General features: G+C 67.0%; 19 protein-coding genes. 8 read left to right on the top strand and 11 right to left on the bottom strand.

Going from position 1 to position 23,368, the window contains the following annotated elements; all coding sequences use genetic code 11:
- Positions 1 to 221 precede the first annotated feature (221 nt).
- The 4 genes from TMO_RS00095 to TMO_RS00080 all read left to right on the top strand — a co-directional run bounded on the left by TMO_RS00095 (position 222) and on the right by TMO_RS00080 (position 4,424).
- Positions 222 to 1,277, top strand: coding sequence for an ABC transporter substrate-binding protein (locus tag TMO_RS00095; RefSeq protein WP_014743538.1), 1,056 nt, complete (start codon positions 222 to 224; stop codon positions 1,275 to 1,277).
- A 112-nt stretch (positions 1,278 to 1,389) separates the two neighbouring features.
- A complete protein-coding gene (locus TMO_RS00090; RefSeq protein WP_014743537.1) occupies positions 1,390 to 2,460 on the top strand; it encodes an ABC transporter ATP-binding protein in 1,071 nt (356 codons plus the stop codon).
- Positions 2,457 to 3,632, top strand: coding sequence for an ABC transporter permease (locus TMO_RS00085; RefSeq protein ID WP_014743536.1), 1,176 nt, complete (start codon positions 2,457 to 2,459; stop codon positions 3,630 to 3,632). The genes TMO_RS00090 and TMO_RS00085 overlap by 4 nt, the downstream gene beginning before the upstream one ends.
- 6 nt (positions 3,633 to 3,638) lie before the next feature.
- On the top strand, positions 3,639 to 4,424 hold the full coding sequence (locus TMO_RS00080) for an ABC transporter permease (RefSeq protein WP_014743535.1): 786 nt from the start codon (positions 3,639 to 3,641) through the stop codon (positions 4,422 to 4,424).
- Positions 4,425 to 4,485: 61 nt separating this feature from the next.
- Here TMO_RS00080 and TMO_RS00075 read toward each other — a convergent pair whose 3' ends face one another.
- From TMO_RS00075 to TMO_RS28895, 3 genes are all read right to left on the bottom strand, one after another.
- Positions 4,486 to 5,166, bottom strand: a complete 681-nt coding sequence (locus TMO_RS00075; protein ID WP_014743534.1) for a TenA family transcriptional regulator — start codon at positions 5,164 to 5,166, stop codon at positions 4,486 to 4,488.
- A gap of 110 nt (positions 5,167 to 5,276) precedes the next feature.
- A complete protein-coding gene (locus TMO_RS00070) occupies positions 5,277 to 5,969 on the bottom strand; it encodes a Sua5/YciO/YrdC/YwlC family protein (RefSeq protein ID WP_014743533.1) in 693 nt (230 codons plus the stop codon).
- Between the two features lie 5 nt (positions 5,970 to 5,974).
- Positions 5,975 to 7,180, bottom strand: a complete 1,206-nt coding sequence (locus tag TMO_RS28895) for a pyruvate carboxyltransferase (protein WP_014743532.1) — start codon at positions 7,178 to 7,180, stop codon at positions 5,975 to 5,977.
- Between the two features lie 642 nt (positions 7,181 to 7,822).
- Here TMO_RS28895 and TMO_RS00060 point away from each other — a divergent pair.
- Together TMO_RS00060 and TMO_RS00055 are read left to right on the top strand one after the other, a co-directional pair.
- Complete coding sequence (locus TMO_RS00060; RefSeq protein WP_014743531.1) at positions 7,823 to 9,040, top strand: amidohydrolase family protein; 1,218 nt, start codon at positions 7,823 to 7,825, stop codon at positions 9,038 to 9,040.
- Between the two features lie 90 nt (positions 9,041 to 9,130).
- Positions 9,131 to 10,018 carry a 23S rRNA (adenine(2030)-N(6))-methyltransferase RlmJ gene (locus TMO_RS00055; protein WP_014743530.1) on the top strand — a complete coding sequence of 296 codons (888 nt, stop codon included), beginning with the start codon at positions 9,131 to 9,133 and terminating at the stop codon, positions 10,016 to 10,018.
- 84 nt (positions 10,019 to 10,102) lie between these two features.
- Here the strand turns inward: TMO_RS00055 and TMO_RS00050 are convergent, their stop codons facing one another.
- Complete coding sequence (locus TMO_RS00050; RefSeq protein ID WP_014743529.1) at positions 10,103 to 11,200, bottom strand: citrate synthase/methylcitrate synthase; 1,098 nt, start codon at positions 11,198 to 11,200, stop codon at positions 10,103 to 10,105.
- Positions 11,201 to 11,719: 519 nt separating this feature from the next.
- On the opposite strand from TMO_RS00050, the gene TMO_RS00045 reads away from it, so the two are divergent.
- Positions 11,720 to 12,940, top strand: a complete 1,221-nt coding sequence (locus TMO_RS00045) for a multidrug effflux MFS transporter (protein WP_014743528.1) — start codon at positions 11,720 to 11,722, stop codon at positions 12,938 to 12,940.
- Positions 12,941 to 12,951: 11 nt separating this feature from the next.
- On the opposite strand, the gene TMO_RS00040 is transcribed toward TMO_RS00045, so the two are convergent.
- Positions 12,952 to 15,045: a transglycosylase domain-containing protein gene (locus TMO_RS00040; RefSeq protein WP_051045277.1), complete on the bottom strand. Its 2,094-nt coding sequence runs from the start codon at positions 15,043 to 15,045 to the stop codon at positions 12,952 to 12,954.
- Between the two features lie 230 nt (positions 15,046 to 15,275).
- On the opposite strand from TMO_RS00040, the gene TMO_RS00035 reads away from it, so the two are divergent.
- A complete protein-coding gene (locus TMO_RS00035) occupies positions 15,276 to 16,091 on the top strand; it encodes a DODA-type extradiol aromatic ring-opening family dioxygenase (protein ID WP_014743526.1) in 816 nt (271 codons plus the stop codon).
- 33 nt (positions 16,092 to 16,124) lie between these two features.
- On the opposite strand, the gene TMO_RS00030 is transcribed toward TMO_RS00035, so the two are convergent.
- The 6 genes from TMO_RS00030 to dnaA form a co-directional block, all read right to left on the bottom strand.
- Complete coding sequence (locus TMO_RS00030) at positions 16,125 to 16,391, bottom strand: hypothetical protein (protein ID WP_014743525.1); 267 nt, start codon at positions 16,389 to 16,391, stop codon at positions 16,125 to 16,127.
- Complete coding sequence (locus tag TMO_RS00025; protein ID WP_014743524.1) at positions 16,388 to 16,597, bottom strand: ribbon-helix-helix protein, CopG family; 210 nt, start codon at positions 16,595 to 16,597, stop codon at positions 16,388 to 16,390. Before TMO_RS00025 ends, TMO_RS00030 begins: the two co-directional genes overlap by 4 nt.
- An 84-nt stretch (positions 16,598 to 16,681) precedes the next feature.
- A complete protein-coding gene (gyrB, locus tag TMO_RS00020) occupies positions 16,682 to 19,186 on the bottom strand; it encodes a DNA topoisomerase (ATP-hydrolyzing) subunit B (protein WP_014743523.1) in 2,505 nt (834 codons plus the stop codon).
- Between the two features lie 13 nt (positions 19,187 to 19,199).
- Positions 19,200 to 20,465 carry a DNA replication/repair protein RecF gene (gene recF / locus TMO_RS00015; protein ID WP_014743522.1) on the bottom strand — a complete coding sequence of 422 codons (1,266 nt, stop codon included), beginning with the start codon at positions 20,463 to 20,465 and terminating at the stop codon, positions 19,200 to 19,202.
- Positions 20,462 to 21,583 (bottom strand): DNA polymerase III subunit beta, encoded by a 1,122-nt coding sequence (gene dnaN, locus TMO_RS00010; RefSeq protein ID WP_014743521.1) that lies wholly within the window; start codon positions 21,581 to 21,583, stop codon positions 20,462 to 20,464. The genes recF and dnaN overlap by 4 nt, the downstream gene beginning before the upstream one ends.
- Positions 21,584 to 21,790: 207 nt before the next feature.
- Positions 21,791 to 23,326, bottom strand: a complete 1,536-nt coding sequence (gene dnaA, locus TMO_RS00005) for a chromosomal replication initiator protein DnaA (protein ID WP_051045416.1) — start codon at positions 23,324 to 23,326, stop codon at positions 21,791 to 21,793.
- Between the last annotated feature and the right edge of the window lie 42 nt (positions 23,327 to 23,368).

Genomic DNA, 23,368 nt, shown 5'->3' with positions numbered 1-23,368 from the left:
CCGGGAGAGTGACCCGGCCGGCGCTGGCCCCTCTGCATACCGCTGCGGCAGGATGTCCACTCGTCGACATGCCATCAAAAGATGTTGCGGTGCGCCGGAAAAGATGCAGCAATTATGACGCTCAGGCTGCACTCACAGTCGTCGCAACGACGTTGGGGATTCTGGTGTGAGGACATCCTGAGAAGGGGGCAAGACCAGGGAAGCCAGGGGAGGCTGTTCCTATGAAGAGCGTATTCCGGAACATCGGGGCCGGTGGTGTATTTCTGGCGGGCATCTGCATCGCCGCAAGTCAACCGGCACTCGCCCGGGATCTGACCGTGGTTTCCTGGGGTGGAAACTATCAGGACGCGCAGCGCGAGATCTATTTCAAGCCCTTCGCCGCCAAGACCGGCAAGCCCTTGCTGGACGAATCGTGGGATGGCGGCTATGGCGTGCTGCAGGCAAAGGTGAAGGCCGGCGCGCCCAACTGGGACGTGGTCCAGGTCGAGGCCGAAGAGCTGGCGCTGGGCTGCGCCGACGGCCTTTACGAGACCATCGACTGGGCAAAACTCGGCGGCAAGGACAAGTTCCTGGCCCAGTCGGGCAGTGAGTGCGGCGTGGGCGCCATCGTCTGGAGCACCGCCATCGCCTATGACGGCGCGAAGCTCGCCGACGGCCCCAAGACCTGGGCCGATTTCTGGAATGTCGAGAAGTTCCCGGGCAAGCGGGGCCTGCGCAAGGGCGCCAAGTATACGCTCGAATTCGCCCTGCTCGCCGACGGCGTGCCGAAGGACGAGATCTACGATGTGCTCGGCACGCCCGAAGGGGTGGACCGCGCCTTCAAGAAGCTGGATGAACTTTCGCCCAACCTGGTCTGGTGGGAAGCCGGCGCCCAGCCGCTGCAGCTGCTCGCCTCGGGTGAGGTGGCGATGACCACGGCCTATAACGGGCGCATCACCGCCATCAACAAGGCCGAGGGCAAGCAGTTCAAGGTGGTCTGGCCGGGCAGCATCTATGCGATCGACAGCTGGGTGGTTCTGAAAGGCGCCGAAAACGCGGCGGCCGGCCAGGACTTCATCGCCTTCGCAAGCGCGCCCGAGAATATGATCAAGCTGCCGGCGACGATTGCCTATGGTCTGCCGAACAAGGAAGCGGCCGCCATGGTCGATCCCAAATACGCAGCCGACCTGCCGACGGCGCCGGCCAATATCGCCGATGCCATCCCGCTCGACGTCGATTTCTGGATCGACAATTCCGAGGAACTGACCCGGCGCTTCAACGCCTGGCTGGCGCGCTGAGCCCGCGACCGGCGCGAGGGGCGGGTGGCGACACCCGCCCGGCGCGGCATCGTTCCCCCGCACGATCCTTCGCCCACCTCAGCGCCGACCCGGTCAGAGCTGGAGGACGCTGTTGGAAAACGTTCGCATCCGCTTCGACGGCATCAGCAAGTCGTACGGAGCCCTGACGGTCGTCAACGACCTGACCCTCGATATTGCCGAGGGAGAATTCGTCAGCCTGCTCGGGCCATCCGGCTCGGGCAAGACCACCCTGCTCATGATGCTGGCCGGCTTCGAAAACCCCACGGCCGGCACCATCCTGCTCGACGGCCAGCCGATCAACGACCTGCCGCCCCATCGCCGCAATATGGGCGTGGTGTTCCAGAGCTATGCCCTGTTCCCCCACATGACCGTGGGCGAGAACATCGCCTTTCCGCTGCAGATGCGCGGCACCGGCCGCGCCGAGATCGCCGAGCGGGTGGCACGGGTGCTCGACATGGTCCAGCTCTCGGCGCTGGCCGATCGCAGGCCGTCTCAGCTTTCCGGGGGACAGCAGCAGCGTGTGGCCCTTGCCCGCGCGCTGGTCTTCGAACCCCGGGTGGTGCTGATGGACGAGCCGCTGGGTGCACTCGACAAGCAGCTGCGCGAACAGATGCAGCTCGACATCCGCGCCCTGCACAACCGGCTGGGGCTAACCATCGTCTTCGTGACCCACGACCAGTCCGAAGCCTTGACGATGTCCGACCGGATCGCGGTGTTCAACCACGGCCGGATCGAGCAGATCGGCTCGCCGCGCGAAATCTACGACGAACCCCGCACCCGCTTCGTGGCCGAGTTCATCGGCGAGACCAATCTCGCCGAGGGCCGGGTGGAAGACAGCGCGGGGGCCGAAGCCCGCATCGCCCTGGCCGCCGGCGGCCATGTCGTCGCCGCGGTCGCCGAACCGGTCGTCCGCGGCCAGGAGGTTCTGCTGTCGATCCGCCCCGAGCGGATCGAGCTGGCGGAGCGCCCGGGCGGCACCGGCAACAGCCTGGCGGCCCGGGTCGCCGACTGCATATATCAGGGCGATCATCTGAGGGTGCAACTGGACGGCGGGGCGCATGGCTTCACCGTCCGGCTCGACCGCAAATCGCGCGAATGGGCGCCCGGAACCGAGGTTTTCGCCGAATTCCGCCCGGCCGACTGCCGGGTCATCGCCCCATGAGCGGCGGCGGGTCGAAGGGCGCCGCAGCGCTGCTGCTGGCGCCGCTGCTGCTTTTCCTGGGCATCTTCTTCCTCTGGCCGCTGGCCACGATGATGTCGCAGGCGGTGTCGGATCCGGCGGTGCTGCGCATTCTGCCCCGCACCGCCGAGGTCGCCGCCGACTGGGATCGTCAGTCGCCGCCGACGCCCGAGATGAAGGCGGCCATCGTCGAGGATCTGACGGCGGCGACCGATACCCAGGCGGTCGGCGACATGGTCCGCCGGCTGAACAGCGCCCAGTCGGGCTTCCGCACCCTGATGTCGAAGACCATCCGGGCGATCGAGGATGGCGACATGCCGGCCGACCTGGCCGAGGTCGACCGCCGATGGGATCAACCCCGCTACTGGCAGGCGATCGCCGGCGCGCTTTCCCCCTATACGGATCGTCACCTGCTCGCCGCCGTCGATCTGAAGCGCGACGCCGCGGGCGAGGTGGTGTCGATGGCCGACGAGGCTTCGGCCAACCGGGTGATCATGCTGCGCACCTTCTGGATCGCAGCCCTGGTCACCATCGCCTGCGCCCTGATCGGCTTTCCCTATGCCATGCTGATCGCGGCGGCCGAGGGCTGGAAGCGCAATCTGCTGCTCGCCGCCGTGCTGCTGCCGCTCTGGACCTCTCTGCTGGTGCGCACTGCGGCCTGGTTCGTGATCCTGCAGGAAAAGGGGCTGATCAACGATCTGCTGCTCGGCCTCGGCATCGTCGGCGCGCCGGTGCCGATGATCTTCAACCGCCTGGGCGTGGTGATCGCCATGACCCACGTCCTGCTGCCCTTCATGGTGCTGCCGATCTACAGCGTGCTGATCGCCATCCCCAGAAATCTGGTGCCGGCCGCAGCCTCTCTGGGTGCCAACCCGCTCCGGGCCTTCCTGCGCGTGGTGTTCCCGCTCGCCTTCCGCGGCCTCGCCTCGGGCGCGCTGCTCGTGTTCATGACGGCCATCGGCTACTACATCACCCCGGCCCTGATCGGCGGCCCCGGCGACCAGATGATCAGCTCGGTCATCGCCTTCTATGCCACGGGTTCGGCCAATTGGGGCATGGCCGGCGCGCTCGGCCTGGTGCTGCTGGTGGTCACCCTGCTGCTCTATGCGGTCTATGGCCGGCTTTCGGCCGACCCTGCCACGGGAAGGAGCTGACAGCCCATGCCCAAGGCGTTCAAACTGCTCTATGCGCTTGCGGTGGTGATCTTCCTGGTGGCGCCGCTTGTGGCGATCCTGCCGCTCGCCTTCACCTCCAGCGTCTTCCTGACCTATCCGATCCCGGAATTCTCAACCCGCTGGTTCGAGGAACTGGCGACGGCGGCGGTCTGGCAGCGCTCCATCGTGAACAGCCTGATCATCGGCACCGGGGCGACCCTGCTGGCCACGGTGCTCGGCACCGCCGCCTCGCTCGGTCTGCGCAACCGCCGCCTGCCCTTCGCCGGCATCGCCCGGACGCTGTTCCTGCTGCCCATGGTCGTGCCTGCCGTGGTGCTGGGGGTCGGCATGCAGGTGCTGTTCGTCCGGCTCGGCATCGCCAGCAGCTATCTGGGCGTCATCGTCGCCCATGCGGTGGTGGCGATCCCCTTCGTGGTAGTCAGCGTCACCGGTGCGCTCGCCGGCATCGACCGGCGGGTCGAACTCGCCGCTCTCAGCCTGGGCGCCTCGCCGGTCACCGTCTTCCGGCGGGTGACCCTGCCGCTGGCCATGCCCGGGGTTGCCTCGGGCGCGGTGCTGGCCTTCGCCACCTCGCTCGACGAGGTGGTGCTCACCCTGTTCGTCGCCGGACCCAATCAGCGCACCCTCGCCCGGCAGATGTTCTCGACCATCCGCGAGAACATCAGCCCGGCGATCGCCGCCGCGGCCTTCGTCTTCATCGTCGGCACGATCCTGGTCGCCCTGGCCATGGCGGCGATGAAGCGGCGGGGCAAAAGCCCGGCGACATCCTGACGATCCGGCATCCGCCGCGGCGGCCTCCCCCGACGCCGCCGCGGCGGAACCCGGCCCGGTCTCAGCCGGTGATGACCCCGTAGTAGAAGTCGTGGAGCTTGGTCCACATCTTCGACCCGGTCTCGACCACCTGCCGGCCGCGCCATTCGAAGTTCGGCGCCTCATGAGCGTATTTCACGATCAGATCCTTGGCGTGCGACGAATGCTCGATATCGGCTTCACCATGAACGGTGAACCATTCGAGCGCACGATCATCCAACTGGAAGCCGGATTTGAGCGCCCGATACATCTTCATCGCGCTTTCCGAGGTCTGGCTTTCGTTCACATAAATCGCCAGGATGCCATAGACGAAATGATTGTTCCGGCAGTGGCCGACCAGATAGGTCACGAAATCCCAGACTTCCGGCGCCACCGGGGTCTCCCGGATCTCGGCCTCGGTCGCCCCTAGCGCCAGCGCGAAGCGCTTCATCAGGTTGTAATGGCTGTCCGACCCATCGGCGATCGCGGTTTCCTCGGCGATCAGCTGCTCCATTTCGAAGGCGCGGACGTCCTCGTGCCAGCTGTTGGCATGAATGCCGCTGTAGCAGCTGTTCTGCAGATAGACCTGATGATACTTCTGGATCGCCCAGCGCTTCATCTGTTCCCGCGTCACCCGGCCCGCCTCGATCTCCTTCACGAAGGAGTGGCGTGAATACTTGTTGGCCTGGATGATCCGGTCGAACTCCTCAAAATATTCCGACATGCGTCATCGTCCTTCCGAAAGCCCGCCGCGGGCGGGCCGACTTGTCCATGTCCCTGGAAACTGCATCCCGTGTCGCCGTCGCACGACCGACGTCAGAGGCCGGCCCGACCTCAGAGGCCGGTTCGCGATCTGAAAGCGTCGAGGCTGGCCGCGATGTACTCGTGGTTCACGCCCTTGCGGCGGAAGGTGAAGTTCGTCAGGTTGACGATGCTGGTCGCCAGTTTCTGGTCGTTGAGATACTTGGCGTCACCTTTCTCGTGCCAGAAATCCACACCCTCCAGAACCTGCGGCTGGACGTCGGCGAAGGTATAGCGATTGCCTGTGGATGAGATGTTGCCCGAGGATCCGACCAGCAGGATGTCTTCGGCCAGCGCCTTCTCGACCAGCTGCTCGATGAACGCGCCAGTCCGGATGAAGGTCGCGACCGTGCCGTTCTCGCTGCACTGCCGACGGACATGAGGCGTCAGCTTGGCAAACAGCCGGCTGTCGGGGTTGAGCCGGTTGATCACCGCCAGCGTCGTCATCTCCGACACCTCGGCAATCCAGTCCAGCAGCCGGGGATCCTCCATGATCACCAGGTCGCGCAGCACATCGATGCTGCCGATGGTGATGCAGGGGTTGGTCAGCGGCCGCCCCTTCACCTCGTACATCCGGCGGATCGACCGTTCGGTATGGCCGATCAGCCCGTAACCGATATTGGCTTTGAGCAGGGTCAGGCCGCCGCCGCGGATGACCCCCAGCACATGCTCCACCTCGGCATCGTCGACGACCTCGTCATCGGGTACGCCAAGCGCTACTTCCATCGTCCTCATGCCCCCTGACTGACGTGGGCGACAGGGCCTGCGACCGCATCCCCGGCCGAGAGCCGGCGGTGGAGCGCGACCAGCTCGGCCGTGTCGTTGAACCGTTCGGGATCGGCGCTGCGCATCACCGCCTGATAGACGGCCTCCAGCCCTGCCGGATCCAGATTGATCCCGACCTCGGTCAGCCGGGCGCGCAGCACTGCACGCCCCGAATGGCGACCGATCAGGATCCGCCGCTCGCGGCCGAAATCCGCCGGGTCGAGATATTCGTAAGTGATCGGATGATTGAGCAGCCCGTGCTGATGCAGCCCGGCAGCCGTTCCGAAGACGTAGTCGCCGAGCAGCGCCTTATTGCGCCCCAGATCGACCGAAAGCCTTTCCGCGATCGTCATGCCCGTGCGGACCAGGGCCGCGAGATCGATGGCGTGATCCAGTCGGACGTGATCCGGGCGATAACGGATGGCGGTCGCGACCTCCTCGATCGGCACCAGGCCGGCGCGCTCCCCCAAACCGCCGATGGCACCCAGCACCCCATCGGCGCCGGCGGCAAGGCCTGCCAGCGCATTCGCGGTAGCAAGGCCCAGATCGTCGGCCGGTGCCACGATCACCGGGATCGTCGGGCCGGTGATCGCCCGCAGCATGCCGATCGTGGCCGCCGTCTCGGCCGGCAGCATCCGGCCGGTGGTATCGGCAAGGATCAGCCCCCGGGCGCCGGCCGCAAGAGCGGCATGAACCAGGCTCCGCAGCATTTCGGGAGCGGCTGCAGCAATCGCCGCAAGCTCGACCCAGACGGGTGCCCGGGGTGCCAGACGGATGATCGCGCCGGTCAGCAGTGCCACCGGATCCGCACCCTCGGCCAGACGCGGGTCCGTGCCGCATTCCAGCACGACCTCGATCGGCGGCCCGCTTTCCGTCGGCTCGCCCCGGCCCAGCAGATCCGCCAGGACCGGCGCATCGGCAAGCGCCGTGCAGACCATGCGGGTCAGTTGCCGACAGCGTGCGCGGCTCGCCTCCACCAGCGCCAGATCTGCGGGCCGGGCCGCCGGATAGCCGATCAGCGCCGCATCGATGCCCAGATCGTCGAGGGCCAGCAGAATGTCCAGCCGCTCCGCCGTCGGTGCCGTTGCACCGCGGCCGTCGGCCAGAGAGGCGTCAACCAGTCTGGCTGTCCGGAACCCGCTGGCCGCGACGGTCGGAAGATCATGATGCATCGGACATGCTCCCTTCGAAGGAACAGGTCGCGTGCCGTCAGGGCTGATCCTCACACCGGATTGCGGGCAATGGGCCACCCACGGCGCATGGCGGCGGCTGCCGCTCAGCACTTCACATCCGGTCTGCGTCTTCACGCCGGCAGGTCTTGGCCCCGCCGGCCCCCCGTTCGCGACTGCCCCGCTTCGCAGACGAAGCCGGCTTGCCCGCCGCATCGCCCGCGCCACTTGCCCTGGTTCCGTCGCCTGCCACCGTCCCTTCCGGCGCGACCTCGCCCGGCTTTGTACCGGTGCGATGCTGCTGGCGATCGTTCCCACCGATGACTATCCTGACGGATTATCTACCATCAGTTGGATGACCCTAAAACATCGCTATCTAACCGGCAACCCGTTTTCTCAACCTCTACGAGCAATTCATCCCCACAAGTATCACAGAACGAGACATTTGCCGCCGAAAGTCCGCGAGATCGCGGCTCCGGTGATTATTTCAGGATGAATAGATCGCAAAAATTGACAAGCCGGTTTGCGGTGCTCATTTTTGGCTAGGACGGGGCGGCCAATATCACGCAATGGTGGATCGCCCGAAATCGTCTCGCAGAATGAGACATTTGCCATTTCAGGCAGGCAGCACGGCGGAGCAGCCCGATGACCTATCAGCCCGTTCCGAACCGGCGTGGCGCTTTCGCGTCGGCCGAGAAGAAACACCCCTTCATCGATGCCGATTCTCATATCGAGGATCATGACGGCATCTTCGATCATCTGGACCGCGCCTACTGGCACCGGCGGCCCAAGATCGTCCATATCGGCGACATGATCGCCCATCGGACCCAGCGCAACTATGCCTGGCTGATCGACGGCGAGATGCGGCCCAAGATGCAGGGCTATCAGGCGTCCTGTCATGCCAGCCCGATCGTCACCGACTATGCGAAGCTGAAGCCGGTCAGCACCGCTATCCAGGGCATTCTCGACGTCGACGCCTATTGTGCGAAGATGGACGAGATCCAGCTGGACGTGGCGACGATCTATTCGACCCTTTTCCTCCAGCCGCTGACCCGCGATCCGCTGTTCGAGGCGGCGCTGATGCGGTCGTATAACAGCTGGATGGCCGAAACCTGCGGCAAGAAGCCGACCCGGCTGAAATGGGCGGCCCTTCTGCCGATGCGCCTGCCCGATCAGGCGGTGAAGGAAGTGCATCGCGCCAAGGCTCTGGGAGCAACCTCGCTGATGGTGCTGGGCACGGTCGGATCGGTTCTGCTGCATGATCGTCGGTTCGATCCGGTCTGGGCGGCGGCGGAAGAGGTCGGCCTGCCGATCTGCGTCCATGTCGGCTGGGCCCATGACGGCATCGGCGAAGGCCTCGACAGCCCGGCCGCAGCCTTCATCCTGAATTTCGAGATGACCATCGTCTTCGGCTTCTTCAGCTTCCTGGGTGGCGGCATCCTCGATCGCTTCAAGTCGCTGAAGGTCGGCTTCCTGGAAGGTGGCGCCAGCTGGTTCCCCACCGTGCTCGACCGGATGGACAAGTGGCGGGTGACGCCCGCGGCCGAGGTCTGGCCGGCGGAAAAGGCCCCGATCGACTATCTGCGCGAGCGCGAGATCTACTTCACCGTCGAGGGTGACGAGGCCAACCTGCCGGCCTTCGTCGATCTGATCGGCGCCGATCGCATTCTGGGGGCCGCGGACTTCCCGCACACCCATTATGCCGGCGGCAAGCTGGGTGAAGCCTTCGGCTCGATCCGCGAGCGCGACGACGTGCCCGATGCGCACAAGGATCTGATCTTCGGCCCCAATGCGATGCGCTTCTATGGGCTGAAGCCCGAAGATGTGCACTTCTCGAAGCCGACCCAGACGATGCAGGGCTGATCCCGGCCAGGCAGGCCTTGTCGAAAGACGCCGGGGCGGTCACCATCCGGTGACCGCCCATGGCATTTCCAGAACAGGCCCGCCCCAGGCATGAACTACGCCCACGACTTCCACGCCGGCAATTTTGCCGACATCGTCAAGCACGCGGCGCTGGCCGCCACGGTCGCCCATCTGGCCCGCAAGTCGAAGCCCTTCGTGGTGATCGATACCCATGCCGGTTCAGGGCTCTACGACCTCGAGGCCCCCGAAAGCCTGCGCAGCGGCGAGGCCCGCGGCGGCATCTTCCGCATCGCCGACCGACCGGCCCCGGACGAACCGGCGCTGATTGCCGGGCTGCGCCGGGCACTGGATGCGGTGGATGACGGCCGCGGTGCCGTCGGCACGCGCCGACGCTATCCCGGCTCTCCCCTCATTGCCGCCCTTGCCATGCGTCCAGGCGACCGGCTGATCGCAGCCGAGACCGTCGATCCGGTGCGTGCACGGCTGGAACGGGTGCTGGGCGCCCGCGCCCCGCGCCCGGGCCCGCGGATCGAAGTGCTGCGTCACGACGGCTACGGCGTGCTGAAAGCCTGCCTGCCGCCGGGGGAACGGCGCGGCCTCGCCATCATCGACCCACCTTTCGAAGAGGTGGACGAGTTCGATCGTCTGGCCCGCGCCATGGAGGCCGCGATCGAACGCTGGGCCAGCGGCAGCTATCTGATCTGGTACCCGGTGAAGCGGGCCGAGGCCGCCGAAGATCTGGCACGGAGGATCGGTCGCGCCCTGCCGCCCCATGTGGAAGGTCTGCGCGCCGAATTGTCGATCCTGCCCCCCGGCAGCACCTCCGACGGGATGACCACCACCGGGCTGATCGCGGTCAACCCCGCCTGGCCGGTGGAAGAGGGCATGGCCGATCTGCTGGACTGGTGCGCCCGCAGGCTGGCGGCAGATCCGAAGCGCCCCGGCCACTGGCGCGTGAGCCCTCTGCCGCACGACTGATCAGTCACGACAAGGATCTGCACAAACGAAAGGCCGGCCGCCCCGGACCGGGACGGTCGGCCTTTCTGCATCAGAAGCCGGAGATCAGGACGCCTTGGGCATCTCGCCGACATAGGTCGATTCGGGCCGGATCAGGCGGTTCTTGTCGGCCTGTTCCAGGATATGCGCCGACCAGCCGGCCATGCGCGCCAGCCCGAAGGTCGGAGTATAAAGGTCGGTCGGGATGCGCACGCCGCGCAGCACCGCCGCCGCCCAGAACTCGACATTCGGATAAAGATTGCGGCCGGGCTTGTATTCCGACAGCAGCCGGACCGCGGTCTCCTCGACATGGACCGAGAGATCGAACCAGGGATCCTCGCCGGCAAAGCTGTCCGACACCTGGCGGAGTGCCACGGCGCGCGGATCCATGGTCTTGTAGACCCGGTGGCCGAAGCCCATCAGACGCTCGCCGGCCTCGATCTGCTGGCGCAGCCAGGGCTCGGCATTCTCCTTGGTGCCGATCTCTTCGAGCATCGTGTCGACTTCCGAGGGCGCACCGCCATGAAGCGGGCCCTTCAGCGCACCGATCGCGCCGGTGATCGCAGACGCGATGTCCGAGCGGGTCGAGGTGATCACCCGGCCGGTGAAGGTCGAGGCATTGAGCCCGTGCTCCGCGGTCAGGATGATATAGGCGTCGAGCGCACGGGTGTGGACGCGGGTCGGCTTTTCGCCATGGAGCATATAGAGATAGTTCTCGGCATGGCCGAGGCTCTCATCCGGCTCGATCGGGTCGCGACCGGTGTTCAGCGCATTGCGATAGGCGATGATCGTCGGCGCCTTGGCGAGGATCTCCGAGGCCTGCTCGAAAGTGGGGGGCCAGGCGAAGCTGCGATCGCCGATCGCCGAGGTCGCCGTGCGCAGCACGCTCATGGTGTCGGTCTCGGGCGGCAGCGCCCGGATGATCGTCTTCAGATAGTCGGGAAGCTTGCGGCGGGCCGCCAGTTCGGCGCGGAAGGCCTCGCTCTCGCGTTCGTCAGGCAGGTGGCCGCGCCACAGCAGGTGAACCACATCTTCGTAGGTGCGGGAGATCGCGAGATCCTTGGCCCAGTTCCCGCGATAGACCAGATAGCCGTTCTTGCCGTCGACAAGCGACAGATCCGTCTCGGCGACGACAATCCCTTCGAGACCTGCATTGATCGTCACGCTCAAATCCTCTCCAGCTACGGGGCGCGCTCCGTCGGCGGAGTCCCTCGCTGCCGGCGCCGCCCGCTGGGGCGGACGTCGGATTTCCGGGGGGCCCCTGCGTCCGGGCCTCAACATGTGGGGGAGATATAACTCCGCAGGCAGCGGTCCGTCAATTTATTCGCGATTATCGCGGAACAACATGTCACCATAGAATGACGGACACGCTCATCACGCAACAACCTGTCCCAGGCGGCCCCGAATGGCCGTGGTCCCGCTTATATTCCACAACCTACTGTAATTTCGCTCTTATTTCCGGACAGACACGTCAGCACTGCTGACATTATTCTGGCATCAGAGCTCCGCATGTCATGCATGAGTATTCTTCAGGCTAAGACGTGAAATCCTGTCCGGTGAAATGTGTCTCACAAAGCGAGACTCTATGACGATCCTGGCGATCGAGGCGTCCCCCTTGGCCGGCACCGCCCGACGGCCTATAAGCTGGCAGGTCTCCACGCGCTTCCGATCGGCATCGCCGCAATGTCCTTCCCCACCTCCGGCCCCGGCCGCGGTGCCGCCCCCAGCCGCGGTATCACCCTGGTTCTGATCGCGCTGACCGCCCTCGGGCCGCTCTCGACCGATCTTTATCTTCCCTCGCTGCCGACGATGGGGCGGGATCTGGGCGCGGATGCCGCAACCGCGCAGCTGACCCTGACCGGCTATATGTGGGGGCTGGCCCTTGCCCAGCTGGTCTATGGCCCCGTCTCGGATGCGCTGGGCCGCCGGCCGGTGCTGATCGCCGGCATGGCGGTGCAGGTGGTGGCTTCGGTTCTCTGTCTCTATTCCGCGACCATCGACCAGCTGGTCATGGCCCGGGTGCTGCAGGGGGCCGGCGCCTGTGCCGGGGCCGTGATCGGCCGCGCCCTGGTCCGCGATCTGTTTCCGCCCGAACGCGCAGGATCGGTCTTCGCCTCGATCACCTCGGCGACCGCACTCGCCCCCATGGTGGCGCCGATGATCGGCGGTCAGATCGAGGTGCTGTTCGGCTGGCGCGGCAATTTCGCCGCCCTCGGTGTGATCGGCATCCTGCTGATCGCAAGCGCGGTCACCATCCTGCCGGAGCCGATCACCAATCGCGATCTCAGCCGGATCCGGCCGGTCGCGATCCTGAGAGCGATGGGCGAGTTGCTCCACGACCGGCGCTTCGTCGGTCTCGGCATCTGCACCTGTTCGGCCTTCGGCGCCCTTTTCGCCTGGGTGTCGAATTCCTCGGTGCTGCTGATCGAGGGCTACGGCATCCGGCCCGAACGTTTCGGTCTGTATTTCGGGCTGGCGGTCGCCGGCTATGTGGCGGGCGCGGGCATCGGCGGGCGGCTGGTCATGCGGCTCGGCTCGCTGCGCCTGCTGACCATCGGGCTCTGCCTGATGGCCACCGGCGGCCTGGTCATGCTGGCCCAGACATTGACCGGCACCGACACCGCCCTCGGTGTCACGGCCGGCGCCGCCTTCCTGCTCGCCGGTGCCGGCTTCGCCCTGCCCCAGGCCTTTACCGCGGCCATCCTGCCCTATCCCCATATGGCCGGTACCGCCAGTGCACTGATCGGCAGCACCCAGATGACCACGGGCGGCATCGTCGCGGCGGCCACGGCACCGCTTGCCGACGGCACGCCGATCCCGATCGCCGGCACCATCCTGGTGCTCGCCGCCATCGCGCTCACCGCCAACCGGCTGCTGGTCCACCGGCCCAACCGGTCGGTCTGAACCGCGGGCTGTCAGCGGTCGAAGCGCTCTCCGGGATAGGCCGGCGGATTGGACAGACGCGAGGGCTGAGAGGGTGCCGGGCGCGCCGGCTGCTGCGCCGACGGCTGCCCGGGCCGGGCAGGGGCGGCACTCTCCTCGCCGAACAGGCCGCGCAGCAGGCGCGAGAGCGGGTCGTCCGACGGGGGCACCACCGGCGCCGGCGCATTGATCTCCAGGACCGGCGGCGGTACCAGCATCATCCGGCCGCCCCCTTCCGACATCGCGCGTGCCCAGATCTTGGCCGGCAACCGGCCGCCGGTTACGCCGCGCATCGGCGCATCATCGTCATTGCCGACCCAGACCCCCGCCGCGACCGCGCCGGTATAGCCGATGAACCAGGCATCGCGGTAATCCTGGGTCGTGCCGGTCTTACCCGCGATCACGGCGCCGCGCAGCTGCGCGGCACGGCCGGTGCCGGTCTCCACCGCCTTGACCAGCATGGCGTTGATCGCCTGGACCGTATGGGCAGACAGCACCGGTTCGGCCGGTTCCGGCGCGGCGCGCTGATAGAGCACGGTTCCGTCGGCTGCCCGCACCTCCTCGATCGCCCAGGGCTGAACCGGGCGCCCCTGATTGGCTAGCGCCGCATAGGCCGCCGTCATCTCCAGCAGGTTCTCCGACCCCGTCCCCAGGGTCACGCTCGGGACCCGCGGCAGGTCGCCCGACAGGCCCAGACGGCGGGCGGTCGCGATCACCCGGTCGCGCCCGACCTCTTCCGCCACCCGCACGGTCGCAGTGTTGAGCGAGCGCACGGCCGCCTGGACCAGGGGCACCTCGCCCGCATAGTCCGGCTCGAAATTCGCTGGCGACCAGCCATCCACCGTCACCGGTGCATCCAGCACCAGAGTGTTCGGCTCCCAGCCCGCCTCCAGCGCCGCCAGAAAGGCGAACAGCTTGAAGGTCGATCCGGGCTGGCGCCAGGCCTGGGTCGCCCGGTTGAACTGGCTGGCACGATAGTCCCGGCCACCGACCATCGCGAGCACGCCGCCATCGGGCGCCACCGCCACAAAGGCCCCCTGGCCGGCCTTAAGCTTCGGTCCGTCGGCGGCCAGAACCTCGCTCACGGCCGATTCGGCCGCACTCTGCAACTCCGCATCCAGGCTGGTGCGGACCACGATGTCGCGGGTGGTGGGCTCCAGATGGGCCGAAAGCTGGTCCAGCACCCAATCGGCGAACCAGCGCCGGTTGGTGGCCCCCACCGTCGCCCGGGCCGAGGGGGCAAGCTTCGGCACCCGCACCTCTTTCGCCGCCTCCGGCGTCAGATAGCCGACATCGACCAGGTTCTGGACCACCGCCCTCATCCGCCGCTCGGCCCGCTCGGCCGCCGATGTCGGCGCATAGGCCGACGGCGCCTGCAGGAGGCCCGCGAGCATCGCCGACTGGCCGACATCAAGCTCCTCGACCGGCTTGTCGAAATAGCGCCGGGCCGCCGCATCGATGCCATAGGCCCCGGCGCCGAAATAGGCGCGGTTCAGATAGCGGGCCAGGATCTCGTTCTTGTCGTAGACCGCTTCCAGGCGGAGCGCCATCACCGCTTCGCGCAGCTTGCGCTCGAAAGAGCGTTCCGGAGTCAGAAACAGCATCTTGGCCAGCTGCTGGGTGATGGTGCTGCCGCCCTGCACCACCCGGCCGGCCGAAAGATTGGCATAGACCGCGCGGCCGATGCCGAAGATGTCGATGCCGGGGTGGTCGTAGAACCGCCGGTCTTCGGTCGACAGCACAGCCTCGACCAGGGCCGGCGGCAGATCGTTGACCGTGATCTGGCGGCCGGTCAACCGGCCATAGACGGCGATCGCGGTTCCGTCGCGGGCCAGCACGGTGATACCCGGCTCCGCCGCAGGCTTGTTCAGCTCGTCGAGCGAGGGCAGGTCCCGCAGCACCCAGGCGATATAGCCGGCGAAAATCAGGGCAACCACGCCGAGCGCAATGCCTGCCCGGCGGAACCAGCGCCGCGGCGGCCGGCTGCCCCCGCCACCGGTTCCCCCCCTGCCCGCGCCACGGCGCCCGCCACCGCCGCCACTGCCCGATGCCCTGGCGCCACCACCCGATGTGCGACGCTCGGCCATCAGAAGCGGGCCATCCCCGGCCGGGGTCTCGGCAGCCGATGACAGCACGGGATCACGACGGACGGGAATGGCAGCTCGGCGCATGAACGACAGGTCTCTGAACGGAACGGGAATACCAGCTCGGGACACTACGTGGAACGGCCTGTTCCAGGTCGTGACCTTCATGCGACTTTGCCGGATCAGCCGGTGGACGCATACTCGGCATTGAACCCCAGCCGGAGGACGCCCCCATGAGCCAGGCCGCGACCGCGCCCATGCCCGCGATCTACATCCCCCATGGCGGCGGCCCCTGCTTCTTCATGGACTGGACGCCCCGCGACACCTGGACCCGCATGGGCGATTTTCTGCGCGGGCTGATCCGGGGGCTTGCGGTGCGACCGCGGGCGATCCTGATGGTCTCAGCCCACTGGATGACCGATGATTTTGCCGTCACCGGTGCCGCGGCGCCGGAGCTGATCTACGACTATTACGGGTTTCCGCCACATACCTACCAGCTGCGCTATCCGGCGCCCGGCGATCCCGCGCTCGCCGCCCGGGTGGTCGACCTGCTTGGGGCAGCCGGCCTCGCGGCCCGGGTCGACCCTGCGCGCGGCTTCGATCACGGCATGTTCATCCCGCTGCTGCTCGCGGCCCCCGATGCCGACCTGCCGGTGGTTCAGCTGTCGATCCGCAATGATCTGGATCCGGCCAGCCATCTCGCCGCCGGTGTCGCCCTTGCCGCCTTGCGTGACGAGGGTGTGCTGATCCTGGGCAGCGGCATGAGCTTCCACAACATGCGCGGCTATGGCGATCCCCGCTTCGGGCCCGTCTCCGACAGCTTCGACGCCTGGCTGACCGGTGCGGTGGAGGCGGCCCCCGCCACCCGCCATAAGTTGCTGACGGAGTGGGCGGATGCCCCGGCGGCACGGCTCTGCCACCCGCCCCGGGCGGAAGAGCACCTGATCCCGCTCATGGTCACCGCGGGTGCAGCACCCGAAGGGCGGGGCCGGAAGATCTTTTCCGACCGGGTGATGGAGACGACGGTTTCGGCGTTCCGGTTCGATTGACGCAGGTGAGCAGCTCCGCACCCGCGGCCCGCCTCATTTGCGAATCAGATAACCGATCAACCCGGCTGCTGCGGCAGAAAGAACCGACATCGCCCACTTCTTCTCATCGACAGACGCAGCAACCGACGTCACCGTCAAAAAGCAAAAGACGATGATGAGAATGACGAAGCCTGCGGCCATCAAAAACAGGGTGACGTCCTTGAACAGACGCACCTGGCGCTCACCGGCCGCTTCGTCAGGAGAAATCTTCACGTCGAGCCTGTGCCCCGACGGAGGACGATCGAGATCAATCGTGTTCACAATCCGACGATCTCGGTCTCGACGCGCTCAGATCCGGGTTCAATGAGCCCGAGCTTTAATCCGCGCCGCTTGCCCTCCCGGGCTGCCAGATACAGCTGGAGCGCCTTCCGGAAAATTTCACTCCGGTCGGTCTCGCTCTCCCTTGCCGCCTGATCGATTTCGCGGCCGAGGTCGTCCGACAGGATCAGATTCAGTTTGACGCTCATCCCGACCTCTTTTGCCCGGATCACTCTGAAATATAGGAGCAATCCGGGCGAGGAGGCAATGGAGGCGAAGCAAGATACGGCGCTTTACACGTCCAGGTTGGAAACGTTCAGCGCGTTATCCTGAATGAAGTTGCGGCGTGGCTCGACCACATCGCCCATCAGGGTGGTGAAGATTTCATCCGCCTCGTCGGCATGGTTGATGCGGACCTGAAGCAGGGTGCGGCTGTTGGGATCCATGGTGGTCTCCCACAGCTGGTCGGCATTCATCTCACCCAGGCCCTTATAGCGCTGCACCTGAATGCCGCGGCGGCCGGCCTCCAGCACCGCCTCGAACAATTCGCGCGGGGCGACGACGCGCACTTCCCGGCCCTTGTCGAAGGCGATGGTGGCGACGCCGTCGAAGACCGGACCGAGTTCGGCCAGATGGCGGCTGATCAGCCGCGCCTCGCCGCCGCGCGACAGGCTGGCATCGATGGCATAGCTTTCCTGCATGCCGCGCAGTTCGCGGCGCACCCGGATCCGCCGCACCTCGCCCGCCCGGCCGGCACCGGCCGAGGGGCCGATCTCGCCCTCCGCGGCACCGGTCTCGACCGCGAAGGACCAGCCGCGGTCATGCTCGTTGGCACGGGCATCCAGCCGGCTGACCAGGGCGGCGCCGGCGCGTTCCGCCGCGGCCCGGTCGGCAAAGGCCGCCTCGGAAAGCGCACCGGCGAGGGCCGCTTCTTCCAGCAGCCAGAGCGGCGCACGCCGTGCGATCGCCTTCAGCTGGTTGGCGACATCGCGTGAGCGCTCCACGATCACCCGCAGGTCGCCGCCGGCATGCTGGGCCCCCGAGGCCAGGGTGAGAACGGTATCCTCCAGCGCCTGAGCGATCAGGTGGTTCTCAAGCTCCAGCTCGCCCTTCAGATACACCTCGCTCGACCCGCGCTTGATGCGGTAGAGCGGCGGCTGGGCGATGAACAGATGGCCGCGTTTGATCAACTCGGGCATCTGACGGTAGAAGAAGGTCAGCAGCAAGGTGCGGATGTGGCTGCCGTCCACGTCCGCGTCGGTCATGATGATGATCTTGTGGTAGCGCAGCTTGTCTGGGTCGAAATCGTCCCGGCCGATGCCACAGCCGAGCGCCGAGATCAGCGTACCGATTTCGGCCGAGCTCAGCATCTTGTCGAAGCGGGCGCGCTCCACGTTCAGGATCTTGCCGCGCAGCGGCAGGATGGCCTGATTGGCACGATTGCGGCCCTGCTTGGCGGAGCCGCCTGCCGAGTCACCCTCGACCAGGAAAATCTCGGACTTGGCAGGGTCGCGCTCCTGACAATCGGCCAGCTTGCCGGGCAGGCTGGTGATGTCGAGCGCGCTCTTGCGTCGGGTGAGTTCGCGGGCCTTGCGGGCCGCCTCGCGCGCCACCGCCGCCTCGACCACCTTGCCGACGATCGCCTTGGCATCCTGCGGATGCTCTTCGAACCACTGGTCCAGACGCTCACTCACCAGGTTCTCGACCGCCGGCTTCACCTCGGAACTAACCAGCTTGTCCTTGGTCTGCGACGAGAATTTCGGGTCCGGCACCTTCACCGACAGCACGCAGGTCAGCCCCTCGCGCGCATCCTCGCCCGAGATCGCGACCTTCTCGCGCTTGGCCAGGCCGGAAGACGCCGCATAGGCGTTGATCGTGCGGGTCAGCGCCGCACGGAATCCGGCCAGATGGGTCCCGCCATCCCGCTGCGGGATGTTGTTGGTGAAGCAGAGAACGTTCTCGTGATAGCTGTCGTTCCACTGCATCGAGACCTCGACCGTGATCCCGGCCCGCTCGCCCGAGACCGTGATCGGCAGCGAATGCAGCGGCGACTTGCTGCGGTCCAGATAGCGGACGAAGGCCTCGATGCCACCTTCGTAATGCATGCGGTGGACGGCCGGCGTCTCGGCTCGCAGATCGGTAAACTCGATCGTGACGCCCGAATTCAGGAAGGCCAGCTCACGCAGGCGGCGTTCCAGAGTGGCGGCGTCGAAATCGGTCTTAGTGAAGATGTCGGTCGAGGGCAGGAAGGTGATCTCGCTGCCGGTGCGGTCACCGGCCGGCCCCACGATCTCCAGCGGGGCCTCGGCATCGCCCATGCGGAAGCGCATAAAATGCTCGTTGCCCGCCCGCCAGATGCGCAGCTCCAGCCATTCCGACAGTGCATTCACCACCGACACGCCGACGCCGTGCAGACCGCCCGACACCTTGTAAGAGTTCTGGTCGAACTTACCGCCGGCATGCAGCTGAGTCATGATGACCTGGGCCGCCGACACGCCCTCTTCCTCGTGGATGTCCACCGGAATGCCGCGGCCGTTGTCGCGCACGGTCACCGATCCGTCCGGGTTCAGCACCACGTCGACGGTGTCGCACCAGCCGGCCAGCGCCTCGTCGATGGCATTGTCGACCACCTCGTAGACCATGTGGTGCAGGCCCGAGCCGTCGTCGGTGTCGCCGATATACATGCCGGGACGCTTGCGCACGGCATCCAGGCCACGCAGGACCTTGATCGAGTCGGCGCCATAGGACGTGGCTGCGATGGCAGTCTCGGACGGGGAGTGTGCGGGCTGCTCTGTCATCGAACCGGTTCCATCATCCTCGGTCATGGTCGCCCGCCGCCGGCAGGGGAGTGCCGGCAGGGTCGACGATCTGGTCGCGGATCGCCGAGGCATCGGTGATCCGCACGAACTGCGCCCGTCCGCCGCCGAGCCCGGCGAAGAGCGGGCGGTCGGTGCCGGTAAGCCAGGCCTGGGCACCGAGCGAGACGAGCACGTCATAGAGCGCGTCGCGCCGCTCGGCATCGAGATGGGCGGCCACCTCGTCCAGCAGCAGGATCGGCGCCGATCCTTCCACCGTCCGTTTCAGCCGTGCCACCGCCAGCACCAGGGCCAGCAGCAGCGCCTTCTGTTCGCCGGTGGAGCAGCGCGCCGCCGGCATGCCGTTGCCCTCGTGGGTCACGGCCAGATCCGTGCGATGGACACCGGCCCGGGTGGTTCCGGTATCGGCGTCGATCCCCCGGTTTTCGGCCAGCCGCCGGGCCAGCCCGTCCTCCACCGCAAGGGCGGGCTGGCCGGCCAGGGCCGCCTCAACCTCGCCCTCGATCGCGATCCGGGCCTTGGGAAAGCCGTGGCCGCCCGCCGCCAGAACCGATTTCAGCTGACTCGCGAAGCCCAGCCGCGCGGCCGCGATCGCAACACCCTTGGCGGCCATGGTCGCCTCCAGCGTGCCCAGCCAGGCGGGGTCCCGCCGGCCGTCGCGGAGCAGCCGCGCCCGCTCGCGCATCGCCTGCTCATAGGCCGCGATCCGCCCGGCATGGTCGGGATCCAGCCCATAGACCAGCCGGTCGAAGAATCGCCGCCGATTGCCCGCCGCCTCGACGAACAGCCGATCCATCGCCGGCGTCACCCAGAGGACCGACCAGCGCCGCCCGAGTTCCGCAGCACTCGCATTGCGGCCGTCGACCCGGACGATCCTGCGCTCGCGCTCCAGGCCGCCGCCGGCAAGGCCGGTACCGACCTCGACCGGCCCGTCGGCGGTCTCGACCGTCGCCGCCACCGCCCAGCCGCCGCCGCTTCGTCCCTCCACGCCCGGGATCAGCCGGTCCATCTCTCCCAGTCGCGCACCGCGCAGGCCGCGTCCCGGGGCCAGCATGGACACGGCCTCAAGCAGATTGGTCTTGCCGGCGCCGTTGGGCCCGGTCAGCACCACCGGTGCCGGGTCCAGCGCCAGACGCAGCGTCGGGTAATTTCGGAAACCGGTCAGGACCAGCCGGGTAATGGCCGGTCGCATCACCCCCGGCCGCAGAGACGCAGCGCCGGCGGTGGGCTCCGGGAAATCGGTGGGGTCGAGCGTGATCAAATCCGCATCGGCATCAGCACATAGAGCGCACCGGCATCCGCCGTATCGCGGATCACCACCGGCGAGGCCCCGTCAGCGATCGCCAGCTCCATCAGATCGCCGTCGATCTGGCCGGCCACATCGAGCACATAGCGCGAATTGAAGCCGATATCGATGTGCTGGCCTTCGTAGTCGACCGTCAGCTCTTCGCTCGCCGAGCCGTTATCCGGGCTGGTCACGGCAAGATCGAGCCGGCCGTCGGTGAGCGAGAACCGCACGGCGCGCGACTTCTCGCTCGAAATCGTGGCGACACGATCCACTGCGGCCGCGAAGGGCTTGCAGTCGATCCGCACCATCTTGTCGTTGCCGGCCGGGATCACCCGCTCGTAATCCGGGAACGAGCCGTCGATCAGCTTCGAGACCAGGACCACGTCGCCGAAGACGAAACGGATCTTGGTTTCCGACAGGGCCACCGACACCTCGGCATCGACCTCGTCGACCAGCTTGCGCAGCTCGCCGACCGCCTTGCGGGGCACGATCACGCCGGGCATGCCGGCGGCCCCCTCGGGCACATCCGCCTCGACGCGGGCCAGACGATGGCCATCGGTCGCGACCGCACGCAGCCGCCGGCCATCCGGCCCCTCGGCCACATGCAGATAGATGCCGTTCAGGTAATAGCGGGTCTCTTCGGTCGAGATGGCGAAGCGGGTCTTGTCGATCAGCCGCTTCAGCTCATCGGCCGGCAGCGAGAAGGCGAAGGGCAGGTTGCCCTCGGCGATCTCGGGAAAATCCTCGGCCGGCAACACCGACAGCGCCGACGCATAGCGACCGGCGGTCAGCTTCACCTGGCCCTTGGCGGCATCCAGCGCCAGTTCGACCTCGGCGCCGTCGGGCAGCTTGCGGACGATGTCGTGCAGGGTGTGCGCCGGCACCGTGGTCCGCCCCGGCTGTCCCACCGTCGCCGGCACATCCTCCACCACCGACAGATCCAGATCGGTGGCGGTCAGGCGCAGCCGGCCCGAGGCTTCCGCCTCGACCTGCACATTGGCCAGGATCGGAATCGTGTTGCGGCGCTCGACGACGCTCTGCACGTGGGTCAGCGCGCGGAGCAGGGCGGCGCGTTCGATGGTCAGCTTCATGTGCGCTCCCGGTGAGGGCTGTCGATCGGCTTGGGGCATGCCCGGCCGGCAGATCTGAGAGGGCGGTGACGACCCCCGGAGACGGTTCCGGACTCTGGCCCCGTCAGGGGCTAGGAGTATACCGCCCGCGCGCGCGCGAAGCCAGTGTAACGGCAGGTGTCACCGGGATGCGGACCACACGGAGAGGGCAGCGCGGATGCCGCCGGCTCAGCTCTCCAGCATCCGGCGCAGCAGCTCGATATCGTCGGAGAAACCGGCGTCCTGAGCGGCCAGTTCCTCCACTTTTTTGACCGCGTGCATCACGGTGGTATGGTCGCGGCCGCCGAATTTGCGACCGATCTCGGGCAGGCTGGACTGGGTGAGCTGCTTGGCCAGATACATCGCCACCTGCCGCGGCCGCGCGATCGCACGCGACCGCCGGGCGGAATGCATGTCCGAGGTGCGGATATTGAAATGCTCGGCCACCCGCTTCTGGATGTCCTCGATCGTCAGCCGGCGCTCATTGGCGCGCAGCAGATCCTGCAGCACCTCCTGGGTGGTCTCCAGCGTGATCGCCCGGCCGACCAGGGTCGCATGCGCCACAACGCGGTTGAGGGCACCCTCCAGTTCGCGAACATTGGAGGCGATCTTATGGGCCAGGAATTCCAGCACCTTCACCGGTACCGCCGCCCCAAGCTGATCCGCCTTCTGCTGCAGGATGCCGAGGCGTAGTTCATAGGTGGTGGGATGGATGTCGGCGACCATGCCCCAGCCGAGGCGGGAACGGAGCCGCTCCTCCATGCCATCCAGATCGGACGGCGAGCGGTCGCCCGAGACCACGATCTGACGGTTCTGGTCGACCAGCGCATTGAAGGTGTGGAAGAACTCCTCCTGGGTCGAGTCCTTGCCGCTGATGAACTGCACGTCGTCGATCATCAGCACGTCCACGGAGCGGAACTGCTCCTTGAACGCCATGGTGTCCTTGTAGCGCAGCGCCCGGATGAACTCGTACATGAACTTTTCGGCCGACATGTAGACGACCTTGCGCCGCGGATTGCGGCCACGGATATGCCAGGCGATGGCATGCATGAGATGGGTCTTGCCCAGGCCGACGCCGCCATAGAGGAACAGCGGGTTGAACTGCACCGTTTCGCTTTCGGCGACGCGAAGCGCCGCCGCATGGGCCAGTTCGTTAGGCTTGCCGCAGACAAAATTGTCGAAGGTGAAGCGCGGGTCCAGTCCGGCCGACCACTGATCGATCCGCTCCGCCGCACGGCTGCCCGCTTCCGCCTCGGCATCGCCGTCGGCGATGACGATCGCAGGCGCCGCCGCCGTGGCGGCACGCGGTGCCGCAGCCCGGGCCGGGGCAACGGCGACAGCGGATCTGGAGGTCATGGGCGCCGGCGCGGCCATCGGCACCGGCGGCAGATCCACCACCTCGGCAGGCCGGGGGGCCGGCTGTGCCGGCGCCTCCGCGGCCGCGGGTTTCACGCCGGCCACGGCGATGTCGACCCGGCGCACCGCCGGATTCTCCCATGACCACAGCACGCGGATGCGGTCGGCATAATGCGACACCACCCAGTCGCGCATGAAGCGGGTCGGCACCTGGATCGTCACCCGGCCATCGGCGACCGAAGCGAGAGCCAGCGGCTTCAACCAGGAATAGAAGGCGGCATCACCGAACTCGGTACGGAGCGAGTCGCGCACACGGGCCCATTGTGCCTCATATTCGGCGAAGTCAGCAGGATCGGAAACCGAGGTCATGGGCAGCGGCAGTCGGAGTTGGCGGGGGTCGTCCGGCTTCAT

This window comes from Tistrella mobilis KA081020-065 (assembly GCF_000264455.2).
GTDB classification, from domain to species: Bacteria; Pseudomonadota; Alphaproteobacteria; order Tistrellales; family Tistrellaceae; genus Tistrella; species Tistrella mobilis.
This window is presented reverse-complemented; position numbering and strand designations above follow the sequence as displayed.

Bases quoted from the DNA above. Each gene is read 5' to 3' on its own strand.
- TMO_RS00080 (WP_014743535.1), top strand. From the start codon at position 3,639: ATGCCCAAGGCGTTCAAACTGCTCTATGCGCTTGCGGTGGTGATCTTC.
- TMO_RS00060 (WP_014743531.1), top strand. From the start codon at position 7,823: ATGACCTATCAGCCCGTTCCGAACCGGCGTGGCGCTTTCGCGTCGGCC.
- dnaA (WP_051045416.1), bottom strand. From the start codon at position 23,326: ATGACCTCGGTTTCCGATCCTGCTGACTTCGCCGAATATGAGGCACAA.
- TMO_RS00075 (WP_014743534.1), bottom strand. From the start codon at position 5,166: ATGTCGGAATATTTTGAGGAGTTCGACCGGATCATCCAGGCCAACAAG.
- TMO_RS00045 (WP_014743528.1), top strand. From the start codon at position 11,720: ATGTCCTTCCCCACCTCCGGCCCCGGCCGCGGTGCCGCCCCCAGCCGC.
- TMO_RS00025 (WP_014743524.1), bottom strand. From the start codon at position 16,597: ATGAGCGTCAAACTGAATCTGATCCTGTCGGACGACCTCGGCCGCGAA.
- gyrB (WP_014743523.1), bottom strand. From the start codon at position 19,186: ATGACAGAGCAGCCCGCACACTCCCCGTCCGAGACTGCCATCGCAGCC.
- TMO_RS00070 (WP_014743533.1), bottom strand. From the start codon at position 5,969: ATGGAAGTAGCGCTTGGCGTACCCGATGACGAGGTCGTCGACGATGCC.
- TMO_RS00055 (WP_014743530.1), top strand. From the start codon at position 9,131: ATGAACTACGCCCACGACTTCCACGCCGGCAATTTTGCCGACATCGTC.
- dnaN (WP_014743521.1), bottom strand. From the start codon at position 21,583: ATGAAGCTGACCATCGAACGCGCCGCCCTGCTCCGCGCGCTGACCCAC.
- TMO_RS00040 (WP_051045277.1), bottom strand. From the start codon at position 15,045: ATGGCCGAGCGTCGCACATCGGGTGGTGGCGCCAGGGCATCGGGCAGT.
- TMO_RS28895 (WP_014743532.1), bottom strand. From the start codon at position 7,180: ATGCATCATGATCTTCCGACCGTCGCGGCCAGCGGGTTCCGGACAGCC.
- TMO_RS00035 (WP_014743526.1), top strand. From the start codon at position 15,276: ATGAGCCAGGCCGCGACCGCGCCCATGCCCGCGATCTACATCCCCCAT.
- TMO_RS00085 (WP_014743536.1), top strand. From the start codon at position 2,457: ATGAGCGGCGGCGGGTCGAAGGGCGCCGCAGCGCTGCTGCTGGCGCCG.
- TMO_RS00095 (WP_014743538.1), top strand. From the start codon at position 222: ATGAAGAGCGTATTCCGGAACATCGGGGCCGGTGGTGTATTTCTGGCG.